Below are 25,353 nucleotides of genomic sequence, written 5' to 3'. Positions count from 1 at the left end.
CTCAACTTCCAAATGGGGTATGACCACACGAGCGGCCGTGACTTGATGCTGCCTAAAGGCGCGAAAAAGCGCAATCGTGCCGGGATCAGTCGGTGGGTGGGCTGAGCAGGAAATTGCCCTTCATCAGGTCCGGGTTGTCGGATTCAAGGGTCTGAACCTGCGCCTCGTCCTTCAGGTTGACCCCCGACAGCTGCCGGCGACACGCCTCTCGCATCAAGTACAGCAGGCGATGGGCCGCCATGCCATAGCTCAGGCCTTCCAAACGTACATTGGAGATGCAGTTGCGATAGGCATCGGTGAGGCCGACCTTGGGGTTGTAGGTGAAGTACAGCCCCAAACTGTCCGGCGAACTGAGCCCCGGCCGTTCACCGATGAGGATCACCACCATCTTGGCGCCGAGCAGTTGCCCGATTTCATCCGCGACCGCCACGCGGCCCTGTTCCACCAGGATCACCGGCGACAAGGACCACCCTTCGGCGTGGGTCTGTTCTTCCATGCGCGTCAGAAACGGCAACGTATGTTTATGCACTGCCAGCGCCGACAGACCGTCCGCCACCACGACCGCCAGGTCCATGCCGCCCGGATGCGCAGCCGCGTAATCCCGCAGGCTTTGGGCCGATTCGTCACTCAAACGCCGCCCCAGATCCGGACGTTGCAGATAGCTGTGCCGGTCGGTTGCCGCGCTGTGCAGCAACAGGCTATCGCGCCCACGCTCGGCCAACTGACTGCTCAGGCCGCCGTGGTCGAAGGGCAGGTGCACCGCGTCCCGTGCCTGGGCGTGGGCAAATTGGAAATCAAGTTGGGCGTTGGTGGGAATGCTGGTGCCGGTGCGGCCCAGGGCAATTCGCGCCGGGGTCAGGCGGCGCAGTTCCAGCCACGGGTTTTCAGGCAGGTCGAGTTGCACAGGCGGCTCCTTCATCCCAGTTGCGCCAGGGCGTGGCGAAACGCCGGTGGCAGGCTGTTGCCGAAGCGCACCTTGCCGTCGGCTTGCGTAAAGATGCCCATTTTGGCCAGCCACTGTTCAAACTCCGGCGCCGGCTTTAAACCCAATGTCTGGCGAGCGTACAAGGCGTCGTGGAACGAGGTGGTCTGGTAGTTGAGCATGATGTCGTCGGAGCCGGGGATGCCCATGATGAAGTTGATCCCTGCGACACCCAGCAGGGTCAGCAGGGTGTCCATGTCGTCCTGGTCGGCTTCGGCGTGGTTGGTGTAGCAGATGTCGCAGCCCATGGGCACGCCCAGCAGCTTGCCGCAGAAGTGGTCTTCAAGGCCGGCGCGGATGATCTGCTTGCCGTTGTACAGGTACTCGGGGCCGATAAAACCGACCACGGTGTTGACCAGAAACGGCTTGAAATGCCGGGCCACCGCATAGGCGCGGGTTTCGCAGGTTTGCTGGTCGACGCCAAAATGCGCGTTGGCCGACAAGGCACTGCCCTGGCCGGTTTCGAAATACATCAGGTTCTGGCCCAAGGTGCCCCGGTTCAGGCTCAAACCCGCCTCGTAACCTTCCTGCAGTACGCTCAGGCTGATGCCGAAACTGGCGTTGGCCGCCTCGGTGCCGGCAATCGACTGGAACACCAGGTCCAGCGGCACGCCGCGGTTGATGGCTTCGATGGACGTGGTGACGTGGGTCAGTACACAGGCCTGGGTGGGGATTTCGTAGCGCTGGATGATTGCGTCGAGCATCTCCAGCATGGCGCAGATCGAGGCGATGCTGTCGGTGGCCGGGTTGATGCCGATCATGGCGTCGCCGTTACCGTAGAGCAGGCCGTCGAGAATGCTCGCAGCGATACCCGCCGGCTCGTCGGTCGGGTGGTTGGGTTGCAGGCGGGTCGACAGGCGTCCGCGCAGGCCCAGGGTGCCGCGAAACCGGGTGACCACCCGGATCTTCTGCGCCACCAGGACCAGGTCCTGCACGCGCATGATCTTCGACACCGCCGCTGCCATTTCCGGTGTCAGCCCCGGCGCCAATGCGCGTAGGGATTGTTCATCTGCAGCGTCGCTGAGCAGCCAGTCGCGCAGGCCGCCGACGGTCAGGTGGCTGACCACGGCGAAAGCCTGCTTGTCGTGGGTGTCGATGATCAGCCGCGTGACTTCATCGCTTTCATAGGGGATCAGCGCTTCTTCGAGGAAGTGCTTGAGCGGAATATTGGCCAAGGCCATTTGTGCCGCCACCCGCTCACCGTCGTTCTGCGCGGCAACGCCGGCGAGGAAGTCCCCGGAGCGGGCGGGACTGGCCTTGGCCATCACGTCCTTGAGGCTGTCGAAGCGGTAGGTTTGTGCACCGACCGCGTGGGAAAAGCTTGCCATACAGTGTCTCCTTGACGACGCGGGCAGGAGAGGAACCCGCGTCGAGGTTTACGGCAGTTAGTGCAAGGCGGCCTCTGCGGCCTGGATCGCGGCGAATTCTTCTTCGGGCGTGCCTGCTACCAAGTGATGCCGACTGTAGAAAGCAAAGTAAGCAATTAATACTCCATAGATGATCGCGGCGCCAATCACCACCCGTGGATCCACCAGAAAGCCCGCAACGACGGCCACGCAGGCCAGTACCAGGGCGACACCGGAGGTGAAGATGCCACCTGGCGTGCGATAAGGCCGGTCCATTTTGGGGCGACGGATGCGCAGGGTGATGTGCGCGGCCATCATCAGCACGTAGGAAATGGTCGCGCCAAACACGGCCACAAGAATCAACAAATCCCCTTGGCCGGTCAGCGACAGGCCGAAACCGATAATGCCGGGGATCACCAGGGCCAGTACCGGTGCCTTGCTCTTGTTGGTCTGGGACAGTTTGCGCGGCAGGTAGCCGGCACGGGACAAGGCGAAGATCTGCCGCGAATAGGCGTAGATAATCGAGAAAAAGCTCGCGATCAAGCCGGCCAGGCCGACCAGGTTGACGAAACTGCCCATCCAGGTCGAACCGCCATAGGACAGCGCCAGCGCTTCCACCAGCGGGTTACCGGATTTGACCAGCGCGTAGGTGCCCGCGCCGCCCGGTGCGATCACCAGGATCAACAGGGCAAAGCTGGTCAGCACCACAATGGCGCCGATCAGGCCTCGGGGCAGGTCGCGCTTGGGGTTCTTGGTTTCTTCGGCGGCCAGGGGCACGCCCTCTACGGCAAGGAAAAACCAGATCGCATAAGGGATCGCCGCCCACACGCCAACATAGCCGAATGGCAGGAAGGTGCTGGCGCCCTTGGCCTCGGTCACCGGAATATCCAGCAGGTTGGCGACATTGAAGTGCGGCACCATCGACACCAGGAACACGCCCAGCGCAATCGCGGCAATGGCGGTGATCACGAACATCAGCTTCAAGGCTTCGCCGACGCCAAAGATATGGATGCCGATAAAGATGATGTAGAACGCCAGGTAGATCATCCAGCCGCCGATGCCGAACAGCGACTCGCAATAGGCACCGATAAACACCGCGATGGCGGCGGGGGCGATGGCGTATTCGATCAGAATGGCGGTGCCGGTGAGGAACCCGCCCCAGGGCCCGAAGGCACTGCGGGCAAAACCGTAGCCACCGCCGGCGGTGGGGATCATGGAAGACAGTTCGGCCAGGGAAAAGCACATGCACAGGTACATGGTGGCCATCAGCAATGTGGCGAGGAACATCCCGCCCCAGCCACCCTGGGCCAGGCCGAAGTTCCAACCGGCGTAGTCGCCGGAGATGACGTAGGCAACGCCAAGGCCAACCAGCAGCACCCAGCCGGCGGCGCCTTTTTTCAGTTCGCGTTGTTGGAAGTATTGGGAGTCGACTTTTTCGAAGTCGACAGAAGATCCAGTCGGTTCGCTAGGCATGGGAAAGTACCTTTCATTGTTATTGTTTTTTAACTCGGCCTCTGTGTGCCGAATGCAATTGGCAAGTACTTGTGGAGAGCTAAGTGTGGGAGAGGGCAAGCCCCTCCCACATTTGAGTGCATTTCAACTGTGGGAGGAGGGGGTAGTTAGAAGAAGCCCAGCGGATTAATGTCGTAACTCACCAGCAGGTTCTTGGTCTGCTGGTAATGATCCAACATCATCTTGTGCGTCTCACGGCCCACGCCGGACTTCTTGTAACCGCCAAACGCGGCATGCGCCGGGTACAGGTGGTAGCAGTTGGTCCACACGCGGCCCGCCTTGATCGCGCGGCCCATGCGGTAGGCGCGGTTGATGTCGCGGGTCCACACACCGGCGCCCAGGCCGAACTCGGTGTCGTTGGCAATCGCCAGGGCTTCGGCTTCGTCCTTGAAGGTGGTGATGCTCACCACCGGGCCGAAGATTTCTTCCTGGAACACGCGCATTTCATTGGTGCCCTTGAGCAGGGTCGGCTGGATGTAATAGCCGCCGGCCATATCGCCGGTGAGTTGCTCGACCTTGCCGCCGGTGAGCAATTGCGCGCCTTCGCCCTTGGCGATTTCCAGGTAGGACAGGATCTTGTCGAACTGCTGCTCGGACGCCTGGGCGCCGACCATGGTGTCGGTGTCCAGCGGGTCGCCGCGCTTGATCTGCTCGACTTTCTTCATCACTACTTTCATGAAATCGTCGTAGATCGACTCTTCCACCAGCGCGCGGGATGGGCAGGTGCACACTTCGCCCTGGTTGAAGAACGCCAGCACCAGGCCTTCGGCGGCTTTCTCGATGAACGACGGTTCGGCTTTCATGATGTCGGCGAAGAAGATGTTCGGCGACTTGCCGCCCAGCTCGACGGTGGACGGAATGATGTTCTCGGCCGCCGCATGCATGATGTGCGAGCCCACCGGGGTGGAGCCGGTGAAGGCGATCTTGGCGATACGCTTGCTGGTGGCCAGGGCTTCGCCGGCTTCCTTGCCGAAGCCGTGCACCACGTTCAGCACGCCCGGTGGCAGCAGGTCGCCGATGACTTCCAGCAGCACGTTGATGCCCAGCGGTGTTTGCTCGGCAGGCTTGAGCACCACACAGTTGCCGGCGGCCAGGGCCGGGGCGAGTTTCCACGCGGCCATCAGCAGCGGGAAGTTCCACGGGATGATCTGGCCGACCACGCCCAGCGGCTCGTGGAAGTGATAGGACGCGGTGTGTTCGTTGATCTCGGCGCTGGTGCCTTCCTGGGCGCGGATGCAACCGGCGAAGTAGCGGAAGTGGTCGGCGGCCAGCGGGATGTCGGCGTTGAGGGTTTCACGCACGGCCTTGCCGTTGTCCCAGGTTTCGGTGATGGCCAGCAGTTCGAGGTTCTGTTCGATGCGGTCGGCGATTTTCAGCAGTACCAGCGAGCGGTCCTGGGCCGAGGTCTTGCCCCAGGCGTCAGCGGCAGCGTGGGCGGCGTCCAGCGCCTTGTCGATGTCTTTGGCAGTGGAGCGCGGGAATTCGGCGATAGGCTTGCCGTTGACCGGCGAGGTGTTGGTGAAATAGTTGCCATCGACCGGGGCAACGAATTCGCCACCAATGTAGTTGCCGTACTTGGCCTTGAACGAAACGATCGCGCCTTCAGTACCGGGGTGTGCGTAACGCATGGTGGGTATCTCCTGGCTTTTATGTTTATTGGAGTGCAGCGCGCAAGCGCTTGATAAAGCGTAGAGCAAAGGTTGGGCCACTGCTTTGCAGGCCAGGAAAATCAAGGGCTTGGGGTTTGTTGCAAGGCGTTGCTGTGACACGGCTGGCACAGGCGCTGTGACAGTTTGTGCCATAAACGGTACAGGCCGTGACCGACGGGTCGGTCCGGGATTGCATTGGCTGGGTGCCTGGGGGATGCTGGTGGTTCTCACGCAGGGAGAATAATAAGAACATGCACAACGATCATTTCAGTCGCCATGCCCAGCAAGTCCTCACTGTGGCCCGTGGGCGCGACCCGTCGAGCGACCCGTCCATCGCCCGCTCCTGGCTGCGCTGCCTGGAGGACTACCACCTCGATCCTGCCCAGACCATCGCCCCTACGGTGCTTGAGCACGGCCGCCTGCTGGAAAGCCGCGAACGCCTGCAACAGGTGCTGCATATCGCCGGCAGCGAGATGAACAGCCTGCACCAGCAGCTGTCGGGCGCTGGCCATGCGGTGCTGCTGACCGATGCCCGTGGGGTGATCCTCAACTGTGTCACAGCGCCGTCCGAGCGCAAGATTTTCGAACGCGCCGGGCTGTGGCTCGGTGCCGATTGGAGCGAAGCGTGCGAGGGCACCAACGGCATCGGCACCTGCCTGGTGGAACGCCAGTCGTTGACCATTCATCGCGATGAACATTTTCGTGGGCGCCACACCGGGCTGACCTGTTCGGCGAGCCCGGTGTTCGACCCCCACGGCAACCTCTTGGCGGTGCTGGACGTGTCGTCGGCCCGGGAGGAGGTGTCGCGCCAGAGCCAGTTCCACACCATGGCGCTGGTCAACCTGTCGGCGAAGATGATCGAGAGTTGCTACTTCCTGCGTCACTTCGAAAACCATTGGCTGCTGCGCTTTCACCTGCAGGCCGAGTCGGTGGGCCTGTTCAGCGAAGGGTTGTTGGCGTTTGACGGCGAAGGGCGGATTTGTGCCGTCAACCAGAGCGCACTCAACCTGCTGGGGCAGGTGCGTGGCGGGTTGCTGGGGCAACCGGTGGAGGCGTTGTTCGAGTGTTCCCTGGACCAACTGCTCGGTCGCGCCAGTGCCAATGCCACCGCCAGTTGGCCATTGCGCACGCGGGATGGCCGGCACTTGTTCGCGGCCTTGCGTGGTCAATCGCGCAGTGTGCCTGCGCCCATCGCCAAGCCTGAGCCCGTGCGCCTGGCCGGTATCTGCCTCGGCGACCCGGCGCTGCAGAGTGACTTCCGCAAAGCGCTGCGGGTATTCGAGCGCGATGTGCCCTTGTTGATCAACGGCGAAACCGGCTCCGGCAAAGAGGCCTTCGCCAAGGCGGTGCATCACGCCAGCCAGCGTGCCGACAAGGCGTTCGTTGCCCTCAACTGCGCCGCCATCCCGGAAAGCCTGATCGAAAGCGAACTGTTCGGCTATCGCGGCGGCAGCTTTACCGGCGCGCGCAAGGACGGCATGCAGGGCAAGTTGCAACAGGCCGACGGCGGCACGCTGTTCCTCGATGAAATCGGCGATATGCCGTTGGCGCTGCAGACGCGCCTGTTAAGGGTGCTGGAGGACCGCATGGTGGTGCCCATCGGCGGTGAGCCCCAGGCGGTTGATGTCAGAATTATCAGCGCGACTCACCGAAATTTGCTGGAGCGCGTGCAGGACGGAAGTTTTCGGGAAGACCTGTATTACCGCCTCAATGGCCTGGAAGTCGGTTTGCCAGCGTTGCGTGAACGCAGCGATAAGCCTCAGTTGCTGGATTTCCTGCTGGCGCAGGAGGCGGGCGGGCAGAGTCTACAACTCGACCCGGCGGCGCGCTCGGCGCTGCTGACCTACCCCTGGCCCGGCAACGTCCGGCAACTGCGCACGGTGTTGCGTACGCTGGCGGCGCTGTGCGACGACGGGCGGGTCGGCCTTGAGGATTTGCCCGCGTTGATTCGCCAGGCACGGCCGCAAGCAGTGGCCGAGGCCAGGCTTGCCGACTCGCCCCTGGGCGACGCCGAGCGACTCGCCCTGCTCACGGCCCTGGAGCAACAGCGCTGGCACATGACCCACACGGCGGAGCAGCTGGGTGTCAGCCGTAACACGCTGTATAGAAAGCTGCGCCGGCACGGTATTGCACGGGCTGTGCCATAGATCGGTCCTACAGCTAAAGAGTGCGATTTTCGCCCCCCTGCGCTAACCTGCCTCGATGTTTACGAGGTCGACTATGCACATTCATATTCTTGGTATCTGCGGCACCTTCATGGGTTCGATGGCGGTTCTGGCCAAAGAACTGGGCCATCACGTAACGGGCTCCGATGCCAATGTTTACCCACCCATGAGCACGCAACTCGAGGCCCAGGGCATTGAGCTGACCCAGGGTTACGACCCGGCGCAATTCGACCCGGTGCCGGACCTGGTGGTGATCGGCAATGCCATGTCCCGGGGCAATCCGGCTGTCGAATACGTCCTCAACAAAGGCTTGCCTTACGTGTCCGGCCCACAGTGGCTGGCCGACCATGTGCTGCAAGGTCGCTGGGTATTGGCCGTTGCCGGCACCCACGGCAAGACCACCACCAGCAGCATGCTCGCCTGGGTGCTGGAACACGCGGGCATGAGCCCGGGCTTCCTGATCGGCGGCGTGCCGCAGAACTTCTCGGTGTCGGCGCGCCTGGGTGATACGCCGTTCTTCGTGATCGAAGCCGACGAGTACGACAGTGCGTTCTTCGACAAGCGTTCCAAGTTCGTCCACTACCGTCCGCGCACCGCGATCCTCAACAACCTTGAGTTCGATCACGCCGACATCTTCCCCGACCTGGCGGCCATCGAGCGGCAGTTCCACCATTTGGTGCGTACCATTCCGAGTGAAGGCCTGGTTATCCACCCGACCACCGAGCCGGCCCTGCGGCGCGTGATCGAGATGGGCTGCTGGACCCCGGTGCAAACCACCGGCGCCGGCGGGCAGTGGCAGGTCAAGTTGCTCAGTGAAGACGGTTCCCGGTTTGAAGTGCTGTTTGAAGGCGAGGCCCAAGGCATCGTCGAGTGGGACATGACTGGCCAGCACAACGTCGCCAATGCCCTTGTGACCCTGGCGGCCGCGCGGCATGTGGGCGTGGTGCCGTCCATGGGCATTGCTGCGTTGAGCGCATTCAAGAGCGTGAAGCGCCGTATGGAAAAGGTCGCCGACGTGAATGGGATTACCATCTACGACGACTTTGCCCACCACCCAACGGCCATTGCTACCACCCTCGACGGCCTGCGCAAACGTGTTGGCGATGCCCCGATCATTGCGATTGTCGAGCCGCGTTCAAACTCCATGAAGCTCGGCGCACACCGCGACGGCCTGCCGGAAAGCGTTAACGATGCCGACCAGGTGGTGTGGTATGCCCCGGCCAACCTGGGCTGGGACCTGCCGGCGATTGCGGCGCAGTGCACGGTGCCGTCGAAAGTCTGTGACTCCATCGAGGGCATCATTGCGTTCGTCAAGCACCAGGCCAAGCCTGGCACCCATGTGGTGGTGATGAGCAACGGCGGCTTCGGCGGCTTGCACGGCAAACTGGCCGAGGCCCTGAAATGAGTGGCCCGGAGCGCGTTACCCTGGCGATGACCGGCGCATCCGGCGCACCCTATGGCTTGCGCCTGCTCGATTGCCTGGTGCGCGAAGACCGTGAAGTGCACTTTCTGATCTCCAAGGCCGCGCAGTTGGTGATGGCCACCGAGACTGATGTCGCGCTGCCAGCCAAGGTGCAGATGATGCAAGCCTTCCTTACCGAGTACACCGGTGCGGCGGCGGGGCAGATCAAGGTCTACGGCAAGGAAGACTGGATGTCGCCGGTGGCTTCGGGCTCCGGTGCGCCGGCGGCAATGGTCGTGGTGCCGTGCTCCACCGGTACGCTATCGGCGATTGCCACCGGCGCTTGCAACAACCTGATCGAACGCGCCGCCGACGTGACGTTGAAGGAGCGCCGCCAGTTGATCCTGGTGCCGCGTGAGGCGCCGTACTCGAGCATTCATCTGGAGCACATGCTCAAGCTGTCGAACCTGGGGGTGACCATCCTGCCGGCGTCGCCCGGCTTCTATCACCAGCCGCAGACCATCGATGACCTGGTGGATTTCGTGGTGGCGCGCATTCTCAACCTGTTGAATATCCCCCAGGACATGCTGCCGCGTTGGGGCGAACACCATTTGAGCAGCGATGAATAAGGCGCTGTTGGTGATACTGGCGCTGCAATTGGCCGGCTGCGCCACCGCGCGTACCCTGGACGCCGCGCAGCCCGGCGCGCCGGTGGTGTATGCCGGCACGCGATTGGATTTGTATGCAATGAACGGAGGTTGCTGCGCCAAGGACCGGTTCGGTGCCGAGGCGCCCAGCTATCCCGGCGTCGACCTGCCGGCCAGCGCGTTGCTCGACACGCTTTTATTGCCGCTGTCAGTGTTGACGGTGCTCGGTGTGGGATTTAACGCCACGGGCGGGCTCTAGCGCTGACCTGGGCACCACAGAACTAATGTGGGACGCCTTACTTACCGAGCTTGCGCAGTTCGTCCGACTCCACCACCCGCACCCCGTCCTGCTCTTCCAGCGCCAGGCGCCACATGGCCCGGGCCAGTTCGCAGACTTCAATGCCGTGGTATTTCCCCGGAATCAACCGTGACAGCGGCCCGGCCAGTTGCTCGGCCAAGCGGGGCTCCAGCCGTTCCCCCAGCAGCAACGAAGGCCGCACGATGGTCAGTTGCGGCCAGTCCTGAGCCTTGAGTGCCTGTTCCATTTCCCCTTTGACCCGGTTGTAGAACACCGAGGATTTCGGATCGGCGCCAATCGCACTGATCACGATCAGGTGTCGCGCGCCCATCTCCCGCGCGCGCTTGGCAAAGGCTACGACCATATCCAGGTCGACGGCACGAAAAGCTTCTTCCGAACCGGCTTTCTTGATGGTGGTACCCAGGCAGCAGAAGGCAATATCCACCTGGCCGCTCAGTTGCGGCAGGAACACCGCCGGGTCGCCCACCGGGTTTTCCAGGTGCGGATGCTCGGCCAGTGGCTTGCGGCTGGGCGCCAGCACGCGGGTCACGGTGGGTTCGTTGAGCAGGCGGTCGAGCAGGTGTTCGCCGGTCAGGCCAGAGGCGCCAGCGAGCAGGATATGCTGAGGTGTCAGGTACATGGTGTTTCCCCCCTTGTTACACGTTACAGCTTAGTTGCCTTTGGCTTCCTTGCTATTCATTGAGACGCTTTCCAGCGCCTTTCGTGCCTGCTGCTTGCGTAATAATTGCCAATGGGCGATCACGCCTTTGGGGGCCCAGATCTGCGGTTCGGACGCTTCGAAGTTGTCTGCCTGTTCGCGTTCGCTCACATGCAGCTGCGCCAGCTTGAAGGCTTGCTGCAGATCGTCGGTCTGGTTGAAGGCTTGGGCGAAGAGGGCGTCGCCGAAGTAGGTGAAGTCGGCCTCTTCAGAACAGCCGAAGGACACGCGGTCGGCGCGCGAGGCGGTCATGATCAGGGTGCGTTCGTCTTTGAGCGCCGGGATGAAGCCGCCGGAGTAGCAGGCTGAAATCACCACGATCTTGTCGCGGTTTTTCAGCGGCGCGAGCACGGCGGCCAGTTCATCGGCGGGCAGGTCGGCCAGTTCCATGCGCGGTTGGTCCAGCACCAGTTCGTGTTCGTGGGTGCCGTGGCTGGTCATGTAGATAAACACCAGGTCTTCCGGCCCGGTGCGCTCGGCCAGGGTCTGCACGGCCCGGCGCAGGCTTTCGCGGGTGGCCAGTGGCCGGTCGGCGATATGGTCGCGGTGGTTGACCAGGCGGATCTGCCCACGGGCGCCGAAGCGGGTGGCGAGCATATTGCTGACGTAATCGGCTTCGCGCAGGAACACGCTTTGTTTACCGTCGCCGGCCACGGCCAGGGTGTACAGCTCCACGGCCGAGGTGGAGGCGGGCACGGCGGCGAGGGCGGTGTCCAGCAGGCGGCCCTGGGCCAGTACGCCGATTTCCAGCGGGTCGGGCAACAGCTTGCCGTCGGCATCACGCACGCGCATGCCGTTGACCCAGGTACCGGCCTGCACCGTGCCGTCGGTGAGTACCAGGGTGCCGCGACCTTGATAGTTGTCGCTGTCGAAGCCGCCGATATAGAAGCTGCCGTCGGTCAGGTTCAGGCGGCCTTCGCCGGTAAAGCGCCAGTCGCTGAACTGGCCGACGTAGTGGCTGCCGTCGACGCCGATCAACTCGCCCTTGCCGCTGAGTGCGCCTTCCTTGAACTGGCCGATCCACACGTCGCCATCGGCGTTTTCATAACGGCCCTTGCCGTTGAGCTGGTTCTGCTTGAACTGGCCGACATAGATGTCGCCGTCGGCGCTGTTGAATGTACCGTTGCCCTCCAGCTGGCCGTCGACGAAGTGGCCGCTGAATTGGTTGCCGCTGTCGTCATTGCGCTGGCCTTCACCGTTCGGCTTGCCGTGGGCGAACTGGCCCTGATACTGGCTGCCATCCGCCAGTTCCAGGCGGCCGAGGCCGGAATACTGGTCGTCCTTGAATTCGCCGCGATAGGTCATCTGCCCTTCTTTGAGGGTGCCTTCGCCGTTGCGCCGACCGTTCTTGAACCCGCCCACATAGTGGCTGCCGGCCGTGGTCAGGCTGCCCTGGCCATCGAACAGACCTTGCTGGAACTGGCCTTTATAGACTTCGCCGTTGCTGCCATGCCATTCGCCCTGGCCGTGCCACTGGCCTTTGTCGAACTGCCCGGCGTACCAGCTGCCGTTGGGATAATCCACGCGGCCCTGGCCTTGCAGCAGACCATTGACCACATCGCCCCGGTAACGACCGCCATCGGGCAGGCGCGCATCGGGCGGCAACAGCGATTCGCCGTCTCCGCAAGCGGTGAGCAACAGGGCAAGGGCAAGGGGAGCGAGTGGGCGCATAGCGGGATCCGGATAATTGAGCGCCGAGTATGCCGCAGCTGCGAGATTCATACATAAATTTACATACCCTGTGGCGAGTTTCAGTGGCTCGCCACAGGGATGGGCTTACACGAAGTAGAGCGACAACGACTCGGCGACGTAAGCGGGTTTTTCCTGGCCATCGATTTCCAGGGTGGCGGTGGCCTTGAGCAGCCATTGGCCGGGCTTTTTCTCGGTGACGTCGGTGAGGGTCACGTTCAGACGCACCTTGGAATTGACTTTCACCGGCTGGATAAAGCGCACGCTGTCCAGGCCATAGTTGACGGCCATCTTCAGTCCTTCGGGCACGATCAGGATATCTTCCATCAGCTTGGGCATCAGCGACAGCGACAGGAAGCCGTGGGCAATGGTGCTGCCGAACGGGGTTTGTGCGGCCTTGACCGGATCGACGTGGATGAACTGATGATCGCCAGTGGCCTCGGCGAACAGGTTGATACGTGCCTGGTCGATGGTGAGCCATTCGGAACGTCCCAGTTCCTTGCCGACATAATCTTTGAGCTGCGCTACGGGTACATAGGGCATTGCGTCTCTCCTTGGTTCATCGGTGCTGTTGTTATGGGGTACAGAGAACCAATGTAGATCATCATGGCCAACCAGCCCGGTCAACCCACCATGCTTTTGGCGAATGCCGGAGCATAGGACGGGCATGCTTATAATGCGGGCGGGTCTTGAGGGGGGAGAGGACGGATGCTGTTACGCGGTCTGACATGGCTGGTGCTGTTTCAATTGATCGGCACGGCGATCAATCATTTGCTGGTGCCGGTACTGCCGGGGCCGATCATCGGCCTGCTGTTGATGCTCGGTTACCTGGTGTGGCGTGGCGAAGTCGGCGAGCCCCTGAGCCTGGCGGCCAGCAGCCTGTTGCGCTATTTGCCGTTGCTGCTGGTGCCGCCGGCGGTGGGGGTGATGGTGTATGCCAGGGATATTGCCGCCGATTTCTGGGCCATCGTCGGTGCACTGGTGTTGTCGCTGGTGATCGCCATGGGCTTTGTCGGGCTGTTGATGGAACGCATGGTCAAGCGCAAGGAGCAGGATCAATGATCTTCGACTGGCACGGCGCATGGACGGCGGTGATTCATCACCCGCTGTTCGGTATCGGGATCACCCTGGGCGCCTATCAGCTGGTGCTGGCGGGTTTCGAGAAAACCCGCTGGATTTTCCTGCAACCGGTGCTGGTCTCCATGCTGCTGGTGATCGGCGTGTTGCTCACGTGCGGCCTGAGCTACGCCGAGTACCGCAAGAGCACGGAGATCATGGGGATCCTGCTGGGCCCGGCGACGGTGGCCCTGGCGGTGCCGCTCTATCTGAACCTGCGGCGGATTCGGCAATTGTTCTGGCCGATTTTTACTACGCTGGTGATAGGCGGCGTGTTGGCCACCGGCCTGTGCGTACTGCTGGGCTGGTGGTTCGGCGCCGAACACAGGATGTTGATGACCATGGCGCCGAAGTCGGTGACCTCGCCGATTGCCATGCTGGTGGCCGAACAGATCGGCGGTGTGGCAGCCTTGGCGGCGGTGTTTGTGCTGATTACCGGGGTGGTGGGCGCGATGGTTGGCCCGGCGTTACTCTCGCGTCTTGGGGTGCACAGCCCCGAGGCGCGCGGCATGGCGCTGGGCATGACCGCACACGCTGTCGGCACCTCGGTGGCCCTGCAGGAAAGCGAAGAGTGTGGCGCCTTTGCGGCGCTGGCCATGAGTCTGATGGGCGTAGCCACAGCGGTGTTCCTGCCGCTGGCCGTGTCAGTGATTGTTTAAACCGGGTTTAAGGAAGCCTTTATGAGTCTGGCGCTGTTCCCCCTCAATACCGTGCTGTTCCCTGGCTGCATCCTCGACCTGCAACTGTTCGAGGCGCGCTACCTGGACATGATCAGCCGCTGTATGAAAAAGGGCGAAAGCTTCGGCGTGGTGTGCATCCTCGATGGCAAGGAGGTGGGCATGGCTCCGGATGGCTATGCCTTGATCGGCTGCGAAGCGTTGATTCGCGACTTCAAGCAGCAGGACAACGGCCTGCTGGGGATTCGCGTCGAAGGTGGGCGGCGCTTCCGCGTGCGAGACGCCGGTGTGCAGAAGGACCAGTTGCTGGTGGCCGAGGTGCAATGGCTGGAAGAACTGCCGGACCAGGCGCTGGAAGAAGAGGATGCCGACCTGCTGGCCTTGCTCCAGGCCCTGGCCGAACACCCGATGGTCGCGTCGCTGGACATGGACACTCACGCCGATGGCCAGCAAGCCTTGGGCAATCAGCTGGCTTATCTCTTGCCGTTCACTGAGGCCGACAAGATCGACCTGCTGCAACTCGACGACCCGCAGCAGCGGCTGGATGCGATCCAGATGCTGCTCGATGAGCTTCAGGGTGAGTTGTTTGCCTGAGCCTCGGATCTGTCCTGCGCGGTTTTCAGAGGTTTCCTCGTTGTTCCCTGCGCGTCGCCTGAAATAGTCACCGATCACACAACAATGATTGGGGGTGAACATGATTCGGCTAGCGGAATCGGAACAGGCCGCCTGGGACGTTTTTTTTGTCAGTATTGCCGTGCAGCTGCTGCCGCTGGATGCCAAGCGGGGCCCGGAATACATCGCTGAACGCGCCGCGGAAATCGCCGATGAGATGATGCTGGAGCGACGTGAGCGTTGTGTTGAACGCCGCGCCGCGCCAATCCATTGGCTCGGCCCGACCCAGGGTCAGTAGGCATACCTGAGCAGCGCGTGTGGGGTGCCGGTAAAGGCAATGAAGCCGAGCACCGCCACCACAGCGGGTAATACCAGCCACCAGGCCTTCTGCGGCATCGGCGGCAAAGGGCTGCGGTACTGGCAGACGGTGAGGCTGAATGCACACACGGTCATTGCCAGCAGTGTGCCAGCCAGGATGTCGGTGGGCCAATGGGCGCCAAGGTAGACCCGTGACAGCGCGATGAAGGCCGCAGGAATACAGCCCAGCAACATCCAGGTCAGGCGCAGGCGCGTGGGTTGTCCGCGACCGGCCAGCACTGCCAACGCCAGGAAAAACGCAAACGCACCGGAGGCGTGGCCGCTGGGCATGCTGAAGCTGGTCAATGGGTCGGTGAGGATTTCCGGGCGGCCACGGGCGAAAAACAGTTTGGTCCCGGTATTGATCACCGCCGCCCCGGCCAGTGTTGCACCGACAAACACGGCATGACGCCATTGCCGCGCCAGTAGCAGCAGCGCGGTGAATACGGCGCTGGCGAAGAACATTTTCTTGAACTCACCCAATTGGGTCACCATCACCATGGTCTGGTCCAGCCAGGGGCTGCGATGTTCCTGTACCAGCGCGCTCAGGCCCTGGTCAAAGTCATCCAGGTGGGTATAGCCGATAAACAGAGCGATCAATAATGTCAGGCTGGCGCACCCTATCCACAAGGTCGCGCGACGATGGCCGCGCACGCTGGTGTGCAGGCTCAGTCCCAGCATGGCTGCCAGGCAGGCTGTAACAACCCCCGCCTCAGGCCAGAACCCTTCCGGCAATGGCAGGCGGAACGCAGCGCCGGTTGCCCAGCCTGGCAGCAGGTAGGCGACCGACCAACCGGCTGCCGCCAGCAGGCTGACCAGGGCGAAACGCGGGAACGGCATGTCGCACATCCCGGCCACCATCGGCAGCATCGGCCGCAATGGCCCGATGAAACGTCCCACCAGCAGACTGGCGATGCCGTATTTGTGAAAGTAGGTTTCCGCGCCGTTCATCCATTCCGGGTGGTGGCGCAGGCCGGGCAGGCGGCGGATGTTCTGATGGAAGTGTCGGCCGAGGAAGTAGGAAACCCCGTCGCCCAACAAGCCTCCCAGGAACCCCAGCAGCAGGGTTTCACTCAGGGACAAGGCGCCGCTGCCAGCCATTGCCGCAATGGCAAACAGCAGTACCGTGCCCGGCACGATCAGCCCGGCAATGGCCAGGCATTCCACGCACGCGACGATAAACACCGCCGCCGCCAGCCATTGCGGGTTGAGGGTCAGCCAGCCGGTAATGCCATCGAGCCATTGGCCCATAAATCGTTACTCCATCGCCACAGATTCAAATCAGGAAATAGTCGCGGCCTTCGACCTGGCCCCGGCGCAGCGGGTTCCGCGTGCAGTAGGGCGCATAGCCGGCATCGACGAAGCGGTACATCAAGTGCTCGTCACGGCCGCTGGGGATGCCCAGGCGGGTGGTCTGGATGATCTGTGTCGGTGTCTGGCCGACGTCTTCCACATAGAGCAATTCTTGATCAAAGCGCTTGGCATCCCACATCGGCACCTTCAGGCCCAGCGCCTTGCACAGCAACGTCTGGCCGGCACACAGCTTTTGCGACGCGCGCGGGCTGCCGTCGGCATTCGGGTTGTTCAGCAGCATCTGCGCCAGGCTGGCGGGCCCGGAGGTTTCATCGACCCAGGGATAGGCCGATTTGATCAGCACGGCATTGCCAGGCCCCTGCGCGCTGAAGTTCAGCGAATCGCCGCCACGGGCGTAGTACATATAGATATGCCCGCCATCCAGAAACAAAGCCTTACGCTTTTCTGTGTAGCCGAGTGAGGCGTGGCTGCCTTTTTCGGCCACGTAATAGGCTTCGGTTTCAATAATTCGCGCCGAAAGCCAGCTATCGCCGACGCGATGGCGGATGACTTTTCCAAGCAAATCTTGCGCGAGTATTTGCGCGTCACGATCGAAGAAGCTGTCGGGCAGCGCGCTGGCGGGGAGTTGGGGTGAAGAACTGGGCATGGTGGCCTGGGGTTAATACGGCTAAATGTGACGGAATAATAACAACTCCCACCTTAATTACGGCTGAACCCCAGGTTTTTACAGTTCATTTCGACCATCCGCCCCTCACCGCTGTCAGTCGGGCGGCGTCACAGCTATAATCTGCCGCTTTCCTCTTTGCCAAGACTCCCTGACCATGACTGAGTCCGTTCTTGACTACATGACCCGCCTGGGTCGCGCTGCCCGTCAGGCCTCGCGGTTGATCGCCCGTGCGAGCACTGCGCAGAAGAACCGTGCCCTGCTGGCCGCCGCCGATGCTCTGGACGCTTCGCGCTCCGAGCTGACTGCCGCCAACGAACTGGACCTGGCCAACGGCCGCGCCAATGGCCTTGAGCTCGCCTTGCTGGACCGCCTGGCGCTGACGCCGGCACGTATCGACGACATGATCGAAGGGTTGCGTCAGGTGGCCAAGCTGCCTGACCCCATCGGTGAAATTCGCGATATGCGTTACCTGCCGTCCGGCATCCAGGTGGGCAAGATGCGCGTGCCCCTGGGCGTGATCGGCATCATCTATGAGTCGCGCCCGAACGTGACCATCGACGCCGCGAGCCTGTGTCTCAAGTCGGGCAACGCCACCATCCTGCGTGGCGGTTCCGAGGCGATCAATTCCAACCGCGCCATCGCCGCCTGCATCCAGCAGGGCCTGGCCGTGGCCGAGTTGCCGGCCGAAGTGGTGCAAGTGGTGGAAACCACCGACCGTGCCGCTGTCGGCGCGCTGATCACCATGCCGGAATTCGTCGACGTGATCGTGCCGCGCGGTGGCAAGAGCCTGATCGAGCGCGTCAGCCGCGATGCCAAGGTGCCAGTGATCAAGCACCTGGACGGCGTCTGCCACGTGTATATCGACATCGCCGCCGACATCGACAAGGCGATCCGCATCGCCGACAACGCCAAGACCCACCGCTACGCGCCGTGCAACACCATGGAAACCCTGCTGGTGCACGTCGGCATTGCCGAGCGCGTGCTGCCGCCGCTGGCTGCCATCTACCGTGACAAGGGCGTGGAGCTGCGCGGTTGCGAACGCACCCGTGCGCTGTTGGGCGCGGACGTGATCGAAGCCACCGAGCAGGACTGGTACACCGAGTACACGGCGCCGATCCTGTCGATCCGCATCGTCGACGACCTGGACCAGGCCATCGAACACATCAACACGTACGGCTCCAAGCACACCGACGCCATTGTCTCCGAGCATTTCAGCGATGCCCGGCGTTTCCTCACCGAAGTGGACTCCGCTTCGGTGATGATCAACGCCTCGACGCGCTTTGCCGACGGCTTCGAGTACGGCCTGGGGGCGGAGATCGGCATCTCCACCGACAAGCTCCACGCACGCGGCCCGGTTGGCCTGGAAGGCCTGACCAGCGAGAAGTACGTGGTGTTCGGCGACGGTCATGTGCGCACTTGATGGCTAAACGCATCGGGCTGCTCGGCGGTACCTTCGACCCCGTGCACATCGGCCATTTGCGCAGTGCCCTGGAAGTCGCGGATGCCTTGGCGCTGGATGAGCTGCGCCTGATCCCTAACTTCCGGCCGCCCCATCGCGACACCCCGCAGGTGTCGCCGCAGCAGCGCCTGGAAATGGTGCGCCTGGCCGTAGAAGGCATACCGCCGCTGGTGGTGGATGATCGTGAGCTCAAGCGCGATAAACCGTCCTACACTGTCGACACCCTGGAGCTGATGCGCGTTGAGTTGGCCGCGGATGACCAGTTGTTTCTGCTTTTGGGCTGGGACGCATTTTGCGGCCTGCCCTCTTGGCATCGCTGGGAGGAACTCCTCCAGCACTGCCACATCCTGGTTTTGCAACGCCCGGATGCCGACAGCGAACCGCCGGATGCCTTGCGCAACCTGCTGGCCGCGCGGTCGGTAAGTGACCCCTTGGCCCTGACCGGGCCGAACGGGAATATTGCATTCGTCTGGCAGACCCCGCTTGCGGTGTCCGCCACCCAGATCCGTCAACTGCTGGCCAGCGGGAAGTCGGTACGTTTCCTGGTGCCTGACGCGGTCCTGGCCTACATCGATGCGCACGGGCTTTACCGTGCGTCGAACTGAAAAGGCGCGCTTGAACGCACGAACACTCGTGCAGCGAGCGCCCGAACATATGAGCAAAACGAGTTTTTTATGACGAACAAAGACGTAAGCAAAGTAAAACGCAAAGGTACGTTCAAAAGCGCCCCGCTGCCGGTTGAAGCCCATGTTGGCCCGGAACTGGCTGGCGAAGAGCTGGTGAAAGTCGCCGTTGCCGCCCTGGAAGACGTGAAGGCCCAGGACATCCAGGTCCTGGACGTACGCGACAAGCAGAGCATCACCGACTTCATGATCATCGCCACCGGTACCTCCAACCGCCAGATCGGCGCGATGCTGGACAAGGTTCGCGAAGCCGTCAAAGCCCAAGGCGTGAAGCCACTGGGTGAAGAAGGCAAGGGCGACAGCGACTGGGTGCTGCTGGACATGGACGACGTGATCGTTCACATGATGACCAGCAATGCCCGTCAGTTCTACGACTTGGAGCGTCTGTGGAAAGGCGCCGAGCAGAGCCGTGCCGCCGATGGCAAGCACCACAGCCCGGAAGTGGGCCACGCGCACTTCGACAAGCTCAACAAAGACCAGGAATAAGGAACGGCTGTGCGCCTGCGTCTGATTGCTGTCGGTTCACGCATGCCCAAGTGGGTGGAAGAAGGCTGGCACGAGTATGCCAAGCGTCTGCCCGCCGAGCTGTCGCTGGAACTGGTGGAGATACCGCTCAACACCCGGGGCAAGAATGCCGACGTGGCGCGCTTCATCCGTCAGGAAGGCGAAGCCATGCTGGCCAAGGTCGGCCCCAACGAGCGCATCGTCACCCTCGAAGTGCACGGCAAACCCTGGAGCACCGAGCAACTGGCGGTGGAACTGGATCGCTGGCGCCTGGACTCGCGCACCGTCAACTTCATGGTCGGCGGCCCCGAAGGGCTGGCGCCGGAAGTCTGCGCGCGGGCGGACCAGCGCTGGTCGCTGTCGGCGCTGACGCTGCCGCACCCGTTGGTAAGGATCCTGATCGGTGAACAGCTGTATCGCGCCTGGACAGTTCTGTCCGGGCACCCTTATCACAAATAATCTGCGCCTCTCCCGATGACCCAGCCGATCCGCATCAAGGACCACGAGAAAGACGCACGTCTGGTACGCGCGCGGGTGGTGTTTGGCGCGATCATGGTGGTGGCGCTGATCGGGGTGCTGATTGCGCGCCTGTATTTCCTGCAGGTGATCCAGTACGACTACCACTCCACGCTGTCGGAAAACAACCGCGTGCATGTGCAGCCGATTCCGCCGACCCGTGGGCTGATCTTCGACCGTAATGGCGTGGTGGTGGCGGATAACCGGCCCAGCTTCAGCCTGAGCATGACCCGTGAGCGTTCCGGCGATTGGCAGCAGGTCCTCGATGTCATCGTCGAGGTGCTGCAGTTGACCCCGGAAGACCGGGTGATCTTCGAGAAACGCATGAAGCAGGGGCGTCGGCCTTTCGAACCGGTGCCGATCCTGTTCGAGCTGACCGAAGAGCAGATTGCGCGGATCGCGGTGAACCAGTTCCGCCTGCCTGGTGTGGAAGTGGTGGCGCAGCTGGTACGCCACTATCCCCAAGGGCCGCACTTTGCCCACTCCGTCGGCTATATGGGGCGAATCAACGAGAAAGAGCTGAAAAGCCTCGATCCCGTCAATTACAGCGGCACCCACCATATCGGCAAGACCGGCATCGAGCGTTTCTACGAGCCCGAACTGCACGGCCAGGTGGGTTACGAAGAAGTCGAGACCAACGCTCGCGGCCGTGTGCTGCGGGTGCTCAAGCGTACCGACCCGGTGCCGGGCAAGGACATTGTGCTGAGCCTGGACATCAAGCTGCAGGAAGCGGCCGAGATGGCCCTGGGCGGCCGGCGTGGTGCAGTGGTGGCGTTGGACCCGAAGACCGGCGAAGTGCTGGCCATGGTCAGCCAGCCGAGCTTCGACCCCAACCTGTTCGTGACCGGGATCAGCTTCAAGGCCTACGCCGAGTTGCGCGACTCCATCGACCGGCCGCTGTTCAACCGTGTGTTGCGCGGCCTGTACCCGCCGGGTTCGACGATCAAGCCGGCGGTGGCGATTGCCGGCCTGGATGCGGGTGTGGTCACGGCTTCCAGCCGGGTATTCGACCCGGGCTACTACATGCTGCCCAACTACGACCACAAATACCGCAACTGGAACCGTACCGGTGACGGCTATGTCGACCTGGATACCGCGATCATGCGTTCCAACGACACCTATTTTTACGACCTGGCCCACAAGCTGGGGATCGACCGCTTGTCCGCCTACATGGGCAAGTTCGGCCTCGGTCAGAAAGTCTCCCTGGATATGTTCGAAGAATCCCCTGGCCTGATGCCATCGCGGGAGTGGAAGCGTGCGACCCGCCGCCAGGCATGGTTCCCGGGCGAAACCCTGATCCTCGGCATCGGCCAGGGCTATATGCAGGCCACGCCTTTGCAACTGGCCCAGGCCACGGCGCTGGTGGCCAACAAAGGCATCTGGAACCGCCCGCACCTGGCCCGGACCATCGAAGGCGAAAAGCCTGTGGATGAAAACCCGATCCCCGACATCGTACTGCGCGATCCGTCCGACTGGACCAAGGTCAACCACGGCATGCAGCAGGTGATGCACGGTGCACGCGGGACCGCGCGCAAGGCGGCGATCGGTGCGCAATACCGTATCGCCGGCAAGAGTGGTACCGCCCAGGTGGTGGCGATCAAGCAGGGCGAGAAATACGACCGTTCCAAGGTCCAGGAACGCCACCGCGACCACGCCTTGTTTGTGGGCTTTGCCCCGGCCGACGACCCGAAAATCGTGGTGGCGGTGATGGTCGAGAACGGCGAGTCCGGCTCCGGTGTGGCGGCGCCTGTGGTGCGCCAGGTGATGGACGCCTGGTTGCTGGCCGACGACGGCAGGCTCAAGCCCGAATATGGCGGCCCCCCTTCAACCCCAGAGGTTACGGCCAGTGAAGAGTAATTTTGACCGCATCCTCTCCAGCGAGGATGTGATGCGTCGCCGCGCGACTTTGTTGCAGCGCATGCACATTGATGGCCCGTTGCTGATCCTGCTGCTGACCCTGGCGGCCGGCAGCCTGTTCGTGCTGTATTCGGCCAGCGGCAAGAACTGGGACTTGCTGATCAAGCAGGCTTCGTCGTTTGGCCTGGGCCTGCTGTCCATGGTGGTGATCGCCCAGCTGGAGCCGCGTTTCATGGCGCGCTGGGTGCCGCTTGGCTATGTGGCCGGGGTGTTGCTGCTGGTGGTGGTGGACGTCATGGGCCACAACGCCATGGGCGCGACCCGCTGGATCAATATTCCGGGGGTGATTCGCTTCCAACCGTCGGAATTCATGAAGATCCTGATGCCGGCGACGATCGCCTGGTACCTGTCCAAGCGCACCTTGCCGCCGCAGCTCAAGCATGTGGGGATCAGCCTGATCCTGATCGGCATCCCCTTTGTGCTGATCGTGCGCCAGCCGGACCTCGGCACCTCGCTGCTGATCCTGGCCGGCGGTGCGTTCGTGCTGTTCATGGGCGGGCTGCGCTGGCGCTGGATCCTCAGCGTGCTGGCGGCGGCAGTGCCGGTGGCCGTGGCCATGTGGTTCTTCTTTATGCACGACTACCAGAAGCAGCGGATCCTGACGTTCCTCGATCCCGAAAGCGACCCGCTCGGCACCGGTTGGAACATTATCCAGTCGAAGGCGGCCATCGGTTCCGGCGGTGTATTTGGCAAGGGCTGGCTGCTCGGCACCCAGTCGCATTTGGACTTTCTGCCCGAGAGCCATACCGACTTCATCATTGCGGTGATGGGCGAAGAGTTCGGCCTGGTGGGCATCTGCGCACTGTTGCTGATCTATCTTCTGTTGATTGGGCGTGGCCTGGTGATTACCGCACAGGCGCAGACGCTGTTCGGCAAATTGCTCGCCGGCAGCCTGACCATGACTTTTTTTGTTTACGTTTTCGTCAACATCGGTATGGTCAGTGGCCTGCTGCCGGTGGTTGGGGTGCCGTTGCCGTTCATTAGCTACGGCGGAACTTCGCTGGTGACATTGCTGTCAGCGTTTGGGGTTTTGATGTCGATTCATACGCATCGCAAGTGGATCGCACAGGTTTGAATAAGGTGAAGATGTCAATGCAAGTAATGCGCGGCTGGGCGACTCGGCATGCGTCCTGGATGGGCCTGATCGGGCTGCTGGGGGCAACGCACGAGGCGCAGGCCGGTGACTACGATGGCTCACCCCAGGTCGCCGAATTCGTCGGTGAAATGACCCGCGACTACGGCTTCGCCGGTGAACAGCTGATGGGCGTGTTCCGCGAAGCCCAGCGCAAGCAGGCGATCCTCGACGCGATTTCTCGCCCCGCCGAGCGCGTGAAGCAGTGGAAGGAATACCGTCCGATGTTCCTCACCGACGCCCGGGTGGCCCGGGGGGTGGACTTCTGGCGCCAGCACGAGGCCGTGTTGGCCCGCGCCGAGCAGGAATACGGCGTGCCGGCCCAGGTCATCGTTGCGATCATTGGCATTGAAACCTTCTACGGGCGCAATACCGGCAGTTACCGGGTAATCGACGCTTTGTCGACCCTGGGCTTCGATTACCCGCCGCGCGCCGACTTCTTCCGCAAGGAACTGCGTGAGTTCCTGCTGTTGGCCCGTGAAGAGCAGGTCGACCCGCTGACCCTCAAGGGCTCCTACGCCGGGGCGATGGGCTTGCCGCAGTTCATGCCGAGCAGTTTTCGCGCCTACGCGGTGGATTTCGACGGCGACGGGCACATCAATATCTGGAGCAACCCGGACGATGCCATCGGCAGTGTGGCCAGCTACTTCAAGCGCCACGGCTGGGTCGGTGGCGAGCCGGTGGTGATCCGCGCCGATGTCAGCGGGGAGCGTGCCGATGAAGGCCTGACCCAGGGTATCGAGCCGGCCAAGACCGTCGGGGAGTTGCGGGCGCTGGGCTGGTCGAGTCAGAATGCGCCACGCGACGATATGCCGGTGACGGCATTCCGCCTCGAAGGTGAAAACGGCCCTGAATACTGGATGGGCCTGAAGAATTTTTACGCAATCACGCGTTATAACCGCAGTGTGATGTACGCCATGGCCGTGCATCAGCTGTCAGACATGCTGGTCCAAGCACGGGGCAACAAGTAATGCGGGCATCGCCGTTCAATCAACCGCTCAAGCTGGTGGCGTTCGCCGCGTTGTCCCTGCTCGTCGTCAGTTGTTCCACCAGCCGTGGCCCGGTACCGAAGTCCGGCGGCACTGCGGTGCGTTCCCAGCCAGGGCTGGACATCAACCGCGCGCACAAAGATGGCGCGCCGTGGTGGGATGTCGACGTGTCGAAGATCCCGGACGCCACGCCGACCCTGCACACCGGCCCGTACAAGGCCAACCCCTATACGGTGCTGGGCAAGTCCTACTTCCCGCTGCAGGACTCCAAGACCTACGTGCAATCGGGCACGGCGTCCTGGTATGGCACCAAGTTCCACGGCCAGAACACCGCCAACGGCGAAGTCTATGACCTGTACGGCATGAGCGCGGCCCACAAGACCCTGCCGCTGCCCAGCTATGTCCGCGTGACCAACCTGGACAACAACCGCACGGTGATCCTGCGGGTCAACGACCGTGGGCCGTTCTATTCGGATCGCATTATCGACTTGTCCTACGCCGCCGCAAAAAAACTCGGCTATGCCGAAACCGGTACCGCGCGGGTCAAGGTCGAAGGCATCGATCCGGCGCAGTACTGGGCCCAGCGTGGCAAGCCCGCGCCGTTGATGCTCAACGAGCCGCAGAGTGCGCAGCCGCAAGTGACGGCATCTACCGGCAAGATCGAACAATGGACACCGCCACCGCAGCAGCACGCACCGGATACCGTGGTCGTGCCCCATGCGGCACCGGGCGCCGCGGTCGCGGGCGGGCAATACCTGCAAGTAGGTGCTTTCGCCAACCCGGATGCGGCAGAACTGTTAAGGTCCAAGCTCAGCAGCATGGTCAGCGCGCCGGTATTCATCAGCTCCATCGTGCGTAACCAGCAAACGTTGCACCGTGTGCGCATGGGCCCGATCGGTTCGCCGAGCGAGGTTGCGCAAGTGCAGAACAGCGTGCGCCTGGCCAACCTGGGGCAACCCAGCGTGGTCACTGCCGAATAATAAATTGATGGTTGAGGCTCGC

Annotated in this window: 25 protein-coding genes; 16 read left to right on the top strand and 9 right to left on the bottom strand. The window is 62.5% G+C overall.

What is annotated here, in order from left to right:
- Nucleotides 1-85 precede the first annotated feature (85 nt).
- From eutC to B9N88_RS17385, 4 genes are all read right to left on the bottom strand, one after another.
- Nucleotides 86-919 carry an ethanolamine ammonia-lyase subunit EutC gene (gene eutC, locus B9N88_RS17400; protein WP_027605217.1) on the bottom strand — a complete coding sequence of 278 codons (834 nt, stop codon included), beginning with the start codon at nt 917-919 and terminating at the stop codon, nt 86-88.
- A complete protein-coding gene (locus B9N88_RS17395) occupies nt 916-2,310 on the bottom strand; it encodes an ethanolamine ammonia-lyase subunit EutB (RefSeq protein WP_027605218.1) in 1,395 nt (464 codons plus the stop codon). The genes eutC and B9N88_RS17395 overlap by 4 nt, the downstream gene beginning before the upstream one ends.
- A 57-nt stretch (nt 2,311-2,367) precedes the next feature.
- Entirely contained in the window at nt 2,368-3,801 is a 1,434-nt protein-coding gene (gene eat / locus B9N88_RS17390) for an ethanolamine permease (RefSeq protein ID WP_024077594.1), read from the bottom strand.
- A gap of 146 nt (nt 3,802-3,947) precedes the next feature.
- Complete coding sequence (locus tag B9N88_RS17385; RefSeq protein WP_027605219.1) at nt 3,948-5,468, bottom strand: acetaldehyde dehydrogenase ExaC; 1,521 nt, start codon at nt 5,466-5,468, stop codon at nt 3,948-3,950.
- Nucleotides 5,469-5,740: 272 nt separating this feature from the next.
- Between B9N88_RS17385 and B9N88_RS17380 the strand changes: the two genes are divergently transcribed.
- The 4 genes from B9N88_RS17380 (at nt 5,741) to B9N88_RS17365 (ending at nt 9,962) form a co-directional block, all read left to right on the top strand.
- Nucleotides 5,741-7,636, top strand: coding sequence for a sigma-54-dependent Fis family transcriptional regulator (locus B9N88_RS17380; protein WP_027605220.1), 1,896 nt, complete (start codon nt 5,741-5,743; stop codon nt 7,634-7,636).
- 73 nt (nt 7,637-7,709) lie between these two features.
- Nucleotides 7,710-9,059: a UDP-N-acetylmuramate:L-alanyl-gamma-D-glutamyl-meso-diaminopimelate ligase gene (mpl, locus tag B9N88_RS17375; protein ID WP_027605221.1), complete on the top strand. Its 1,350-nt coding sequence runs from the start codon at nt 7,710-7,712 to the stop codon at nt 9,057-9,059.
- Nucleotides 9,056-9,685, top strand: a complete 630-nt coding sequence (gene ubiX, locus B9N88_RS17370) for a flavin prenyltransferase UbiX (RefSeq protein WP_027605222.1) — start codon at nt 9,056-9,058, stop codon at nt 9,683-9,685. Before mpl ends, ubiX begins: the two co-directional genes overlap by 4 nt.
- A complete protein-coding gene (locus tag B9N88_RS17365) occupies nt 9,678-9,962 on the top strand; it encodes a YceK/YidQ family lipoprotein (protein ID WP_027605223.1) in 285 nt (94 codons plus the stop codon). The genes ubiX and B9N88_RS17365 overlap by 8 nt, the downstream gene beginning before the upstream one ends.
- 37 nt (nt 9,963-9,999) lie before the next feature.
- On the opposite strand, the gene B9N88_RS17360 is transcribed toward B9N88_RS17365, so the two are convergent.
- From B9N88_RS17360 to B9N88_RS17350, 3 genes are all read right to left on the bottom strand, one after another.
- The gene (locus B9N88_RS17360) at nt 10,000-10,641 is read right to left on the bottom strand and encodes an oxidoreductase (RefSeq protein WP_027605224.1); all 642 of its coding nucleotides are present in this window, start codon (nt 10,639-10,641) and stop codon (nt 10,000-10,002) included.
- A gap of 30 nt (nt 10,642-10,671) precedes the next feature.
- The gene (locus B9N88_RS17355; RefSeq protein WP_027605225.1) at nt 10,672-12,390 is read right to left on the bottom strand and encodes a C13 family peptidase; all 1,719 of its coding nucleotides are present in this window, start codon (nt 12,388-12,390) and stop codon (nt 10,672-10,674) included.
- A gap of 105 nt (nt 12,391-12,495) precedes the next feature.
- Entirely contained in the window at nt 12,496-12,951 is a 456-nt protein-coding gene (locus B9N88_RS17350; protein WP_027605226.1) for a MaoC family dehydratase, read from the bottom strand.
- 165 nt (nt 12,952-13,116) lie between these two features.
- Between B9N88_RS17350 and B9N88_RS17345 the strand changes: the two genes are divergently transcribed.
- The 4 genes from B9N88_RS17345 to B9N88_RS17330 all read left to right on the top strand — a co-directional run bounded on the left by B9N88_RS17345 (nt 13,117) and on the right by B9N88_RS17330 (nt 15,111).
- Nucleotides 13,117-13,470 (top strand): CidA/LrgA family protein, encoded by a 354-nt coding sequence (locus B9N88_RS17345; protein WP_027605227.1) that lies wholly within the window; start codon nt 13,117-13,119, stop codon nt 13,468-13,470.
- Nucleotides 13,467-14,183: an LrgB family protein gene (locus tag B9N88_RS17340; protein WP_027605228.1), complete on the top strand. Its 717-nt coding sequence runs from the start codon at nt 13,467-13,469 to the stop codon at nt 14,181-14,183. The genes B9N88_RS17345 and B9N88_RS17340 overlap by 4 nt, the downstream gene beginning before the upstream one ends.
- Before the next feature lie 21 nt (nt 14,184-14,204).
- Nucleotides 14,205-14,795, top strand: a complete 591-nt coding sequence (locus B9N88_RS17335; RefSeq protein WP_027605229.1) for an LON peptidase substrate-binding domain-containing protein — start codon at nt 14,205-14,207, stop codon at nt 14,793-14,795.
- A 100-nt stretch (nt 14,796-14,895) separates the two neighbouring features.
- Entirely contained in the window at nt 14,896-15,111 is a 216-nt protein-coding gene (locus B9N88_RS17330) for a hypothetical protein (RefSeq protein ID WP_027605230.1), read from the top strand.
- On the opposite strand, the gene B9N88_RS17325 is transcribed toward B9N88_RS17330, so the two are convergent.
- Nucleotides 15,105-16,421, bottom strand: coding sequence for a bifunctional DedA family/phosphatase PAP2 family protein (locus tag B9N88_RS17325; RefSeq protein ID WP_027605231.1), 1,317 nt, complete (start codon nt 16,419-16,421; stop codon nt 15,105-15,107). The two genes, B9N88_RS17330 and B9N88_RS17325, sit on opposite strands and share 7 nt — an antisense overlap.
- A gap of 25 nt (nt 16,422-16,446) precedes the next feature.
- On the bottom strand, nt 16,447-17,130 hold the full coding sequence (locus B9N88_RS17320; protein ID WP_027605232.1) for a DNA-3-methyladenine glycosylase: 684 nt from the start codon (nt 17,128-17,130) through the stop codon (nt 16,447-16,449).
- 175 nt (nt 17,131-17,305) lie between these two features.
- Here B9N88_RS17320 and B9N88_RS17315 point away from each other — a divergent pair, with 175 nt between their 5' ends.
- The 8 genes from B9N88_RS17315 to B9N88_RS17280 all read left to right on the top strand — a co-directional run bounded on the left by B9N88_RS17315 (nt 17,306) and on the right by B9N88_RS17280 (nt 25,331).
- Nucleotides 17,306-18,571, top strand: a complete 1,266-nt coding sequence (locus B9N88_RS17315) for a glutamate-5-semialdehyde dehydrogenase (protein WP_027605233.1) — start codon at nt 17,306-17,308, stop codon at nt 18,569-18,571.
- Nucleotides 18,571-19,215, top strand: coding sequence for a nicotinate-nucleotide adenylyltransferase (nadD, locus tag B9N88_RS17310; protein ID WP_027605234.1), 645 nt, complete (start codon nt 18,571-18,573; stop codon nt 19,213-19,215). The genes B9N88_RS17315 and nadD overlap by 1 nt, the downstream gene beginning before the upstream one ends.
- A 69-nt stretch (nt 19,216-19,284) precedes the next feature.
- Complete coding sequence (gene rsfS / locus B9N88_RS17305; protein ID WP_003176298.1) at nt 19,285-19,779, top strand: ribosome silencing factor; 495 nt, start codon at nt 19,285-19,287, stop codon at nt 19,777-19,779.
- A gap of 9 nt (nt 19,780-19,788) precedes the next feature.
- Complete coding sequence (gene rlmH, locus B9N88_RS17300; RefSeq protein WP_003176297.1) at nt 19,789-20,256, top strand: 23S rRNA (pseudouridine(1915)-N(3))-methyltransferase RlmH; 468 nt, start codon at nt 19,789-19,791, stop codon at nt 20,254-20,256.
- A gap of 15 nt (nt 20,257-20,271) precedes the next feature.
- Nucleotides 20,272-22,170 carry a penicillin-binding protein 2 gene (gene mrdA / locus B9N88_RS17295; RefSeq protein WP_027605235.1) on the top strand — a complete coding sequence of 633 codons (1,899 nt, stop codon included), beginning with the start codon at nt 20,272-20,274 and terminating at the stop codon, nt 22,168-22,170.
- A 31-nt stretch (nt 22,171-22,201) separates the two neighbouring features.
- Nucleotides 22,202-23,305: a rod shape-determining protein RodA gene (rodA, locus tag B9N88_RS17290; protein ID WP_051429342.1), complete on the top strand. Its 1,104-nt coding sequence runs from the start codon at nt 22,202-22,204 to the stop codon at nt 23,303-23,305.
- A 17-nt stretch (nt 23,306-23,322) separates the two neighbouring features.
- Nucleotides 23,323-24,333 carry a lytic murein transglycosylase B gene (gene mltB / locus B9N88_RS17285; protein ID WP_027605237.1) on the top strand — a complete coding sequence of 337 codons (1,011 nt, stop codon included), beginning with the start codon at nt 23,323-23,325 and terminating at the stop codon, nt 24,331-24,333.
- On the top strand, nt 24,333-25,331 hold the full coding sequence (locus tag B9N88_RS17280; RefSeq protein WP_027605238.1) for a septal ring lytic transglycosylase RlpA family protein: 999 nt from the start codon (nt 24,333-24,335) through the stop codon (nt 25,329-25,331). Before mltB ends, B9N88_RS17280 begins: the two co-directional genes overlap by 1 nt.
- Nucleotides 25,332-25,353: the final 22 nt, after the last annotated feature.

It is taken from the genome of Pseudomonas sp. LAMO17WK12:I1 (genome assembly GCF_900177315.1).
GTDB lineage: Bacteria > Pseudomonadota > Gammaproteobacteria > Pseudomonadales > Pseudomonadaceae > Aquipseudomonas > Aquipseudomonas marginalis.
This window is presented reverse-complemented; position numbering and strand designations above follow the sequence as displayed.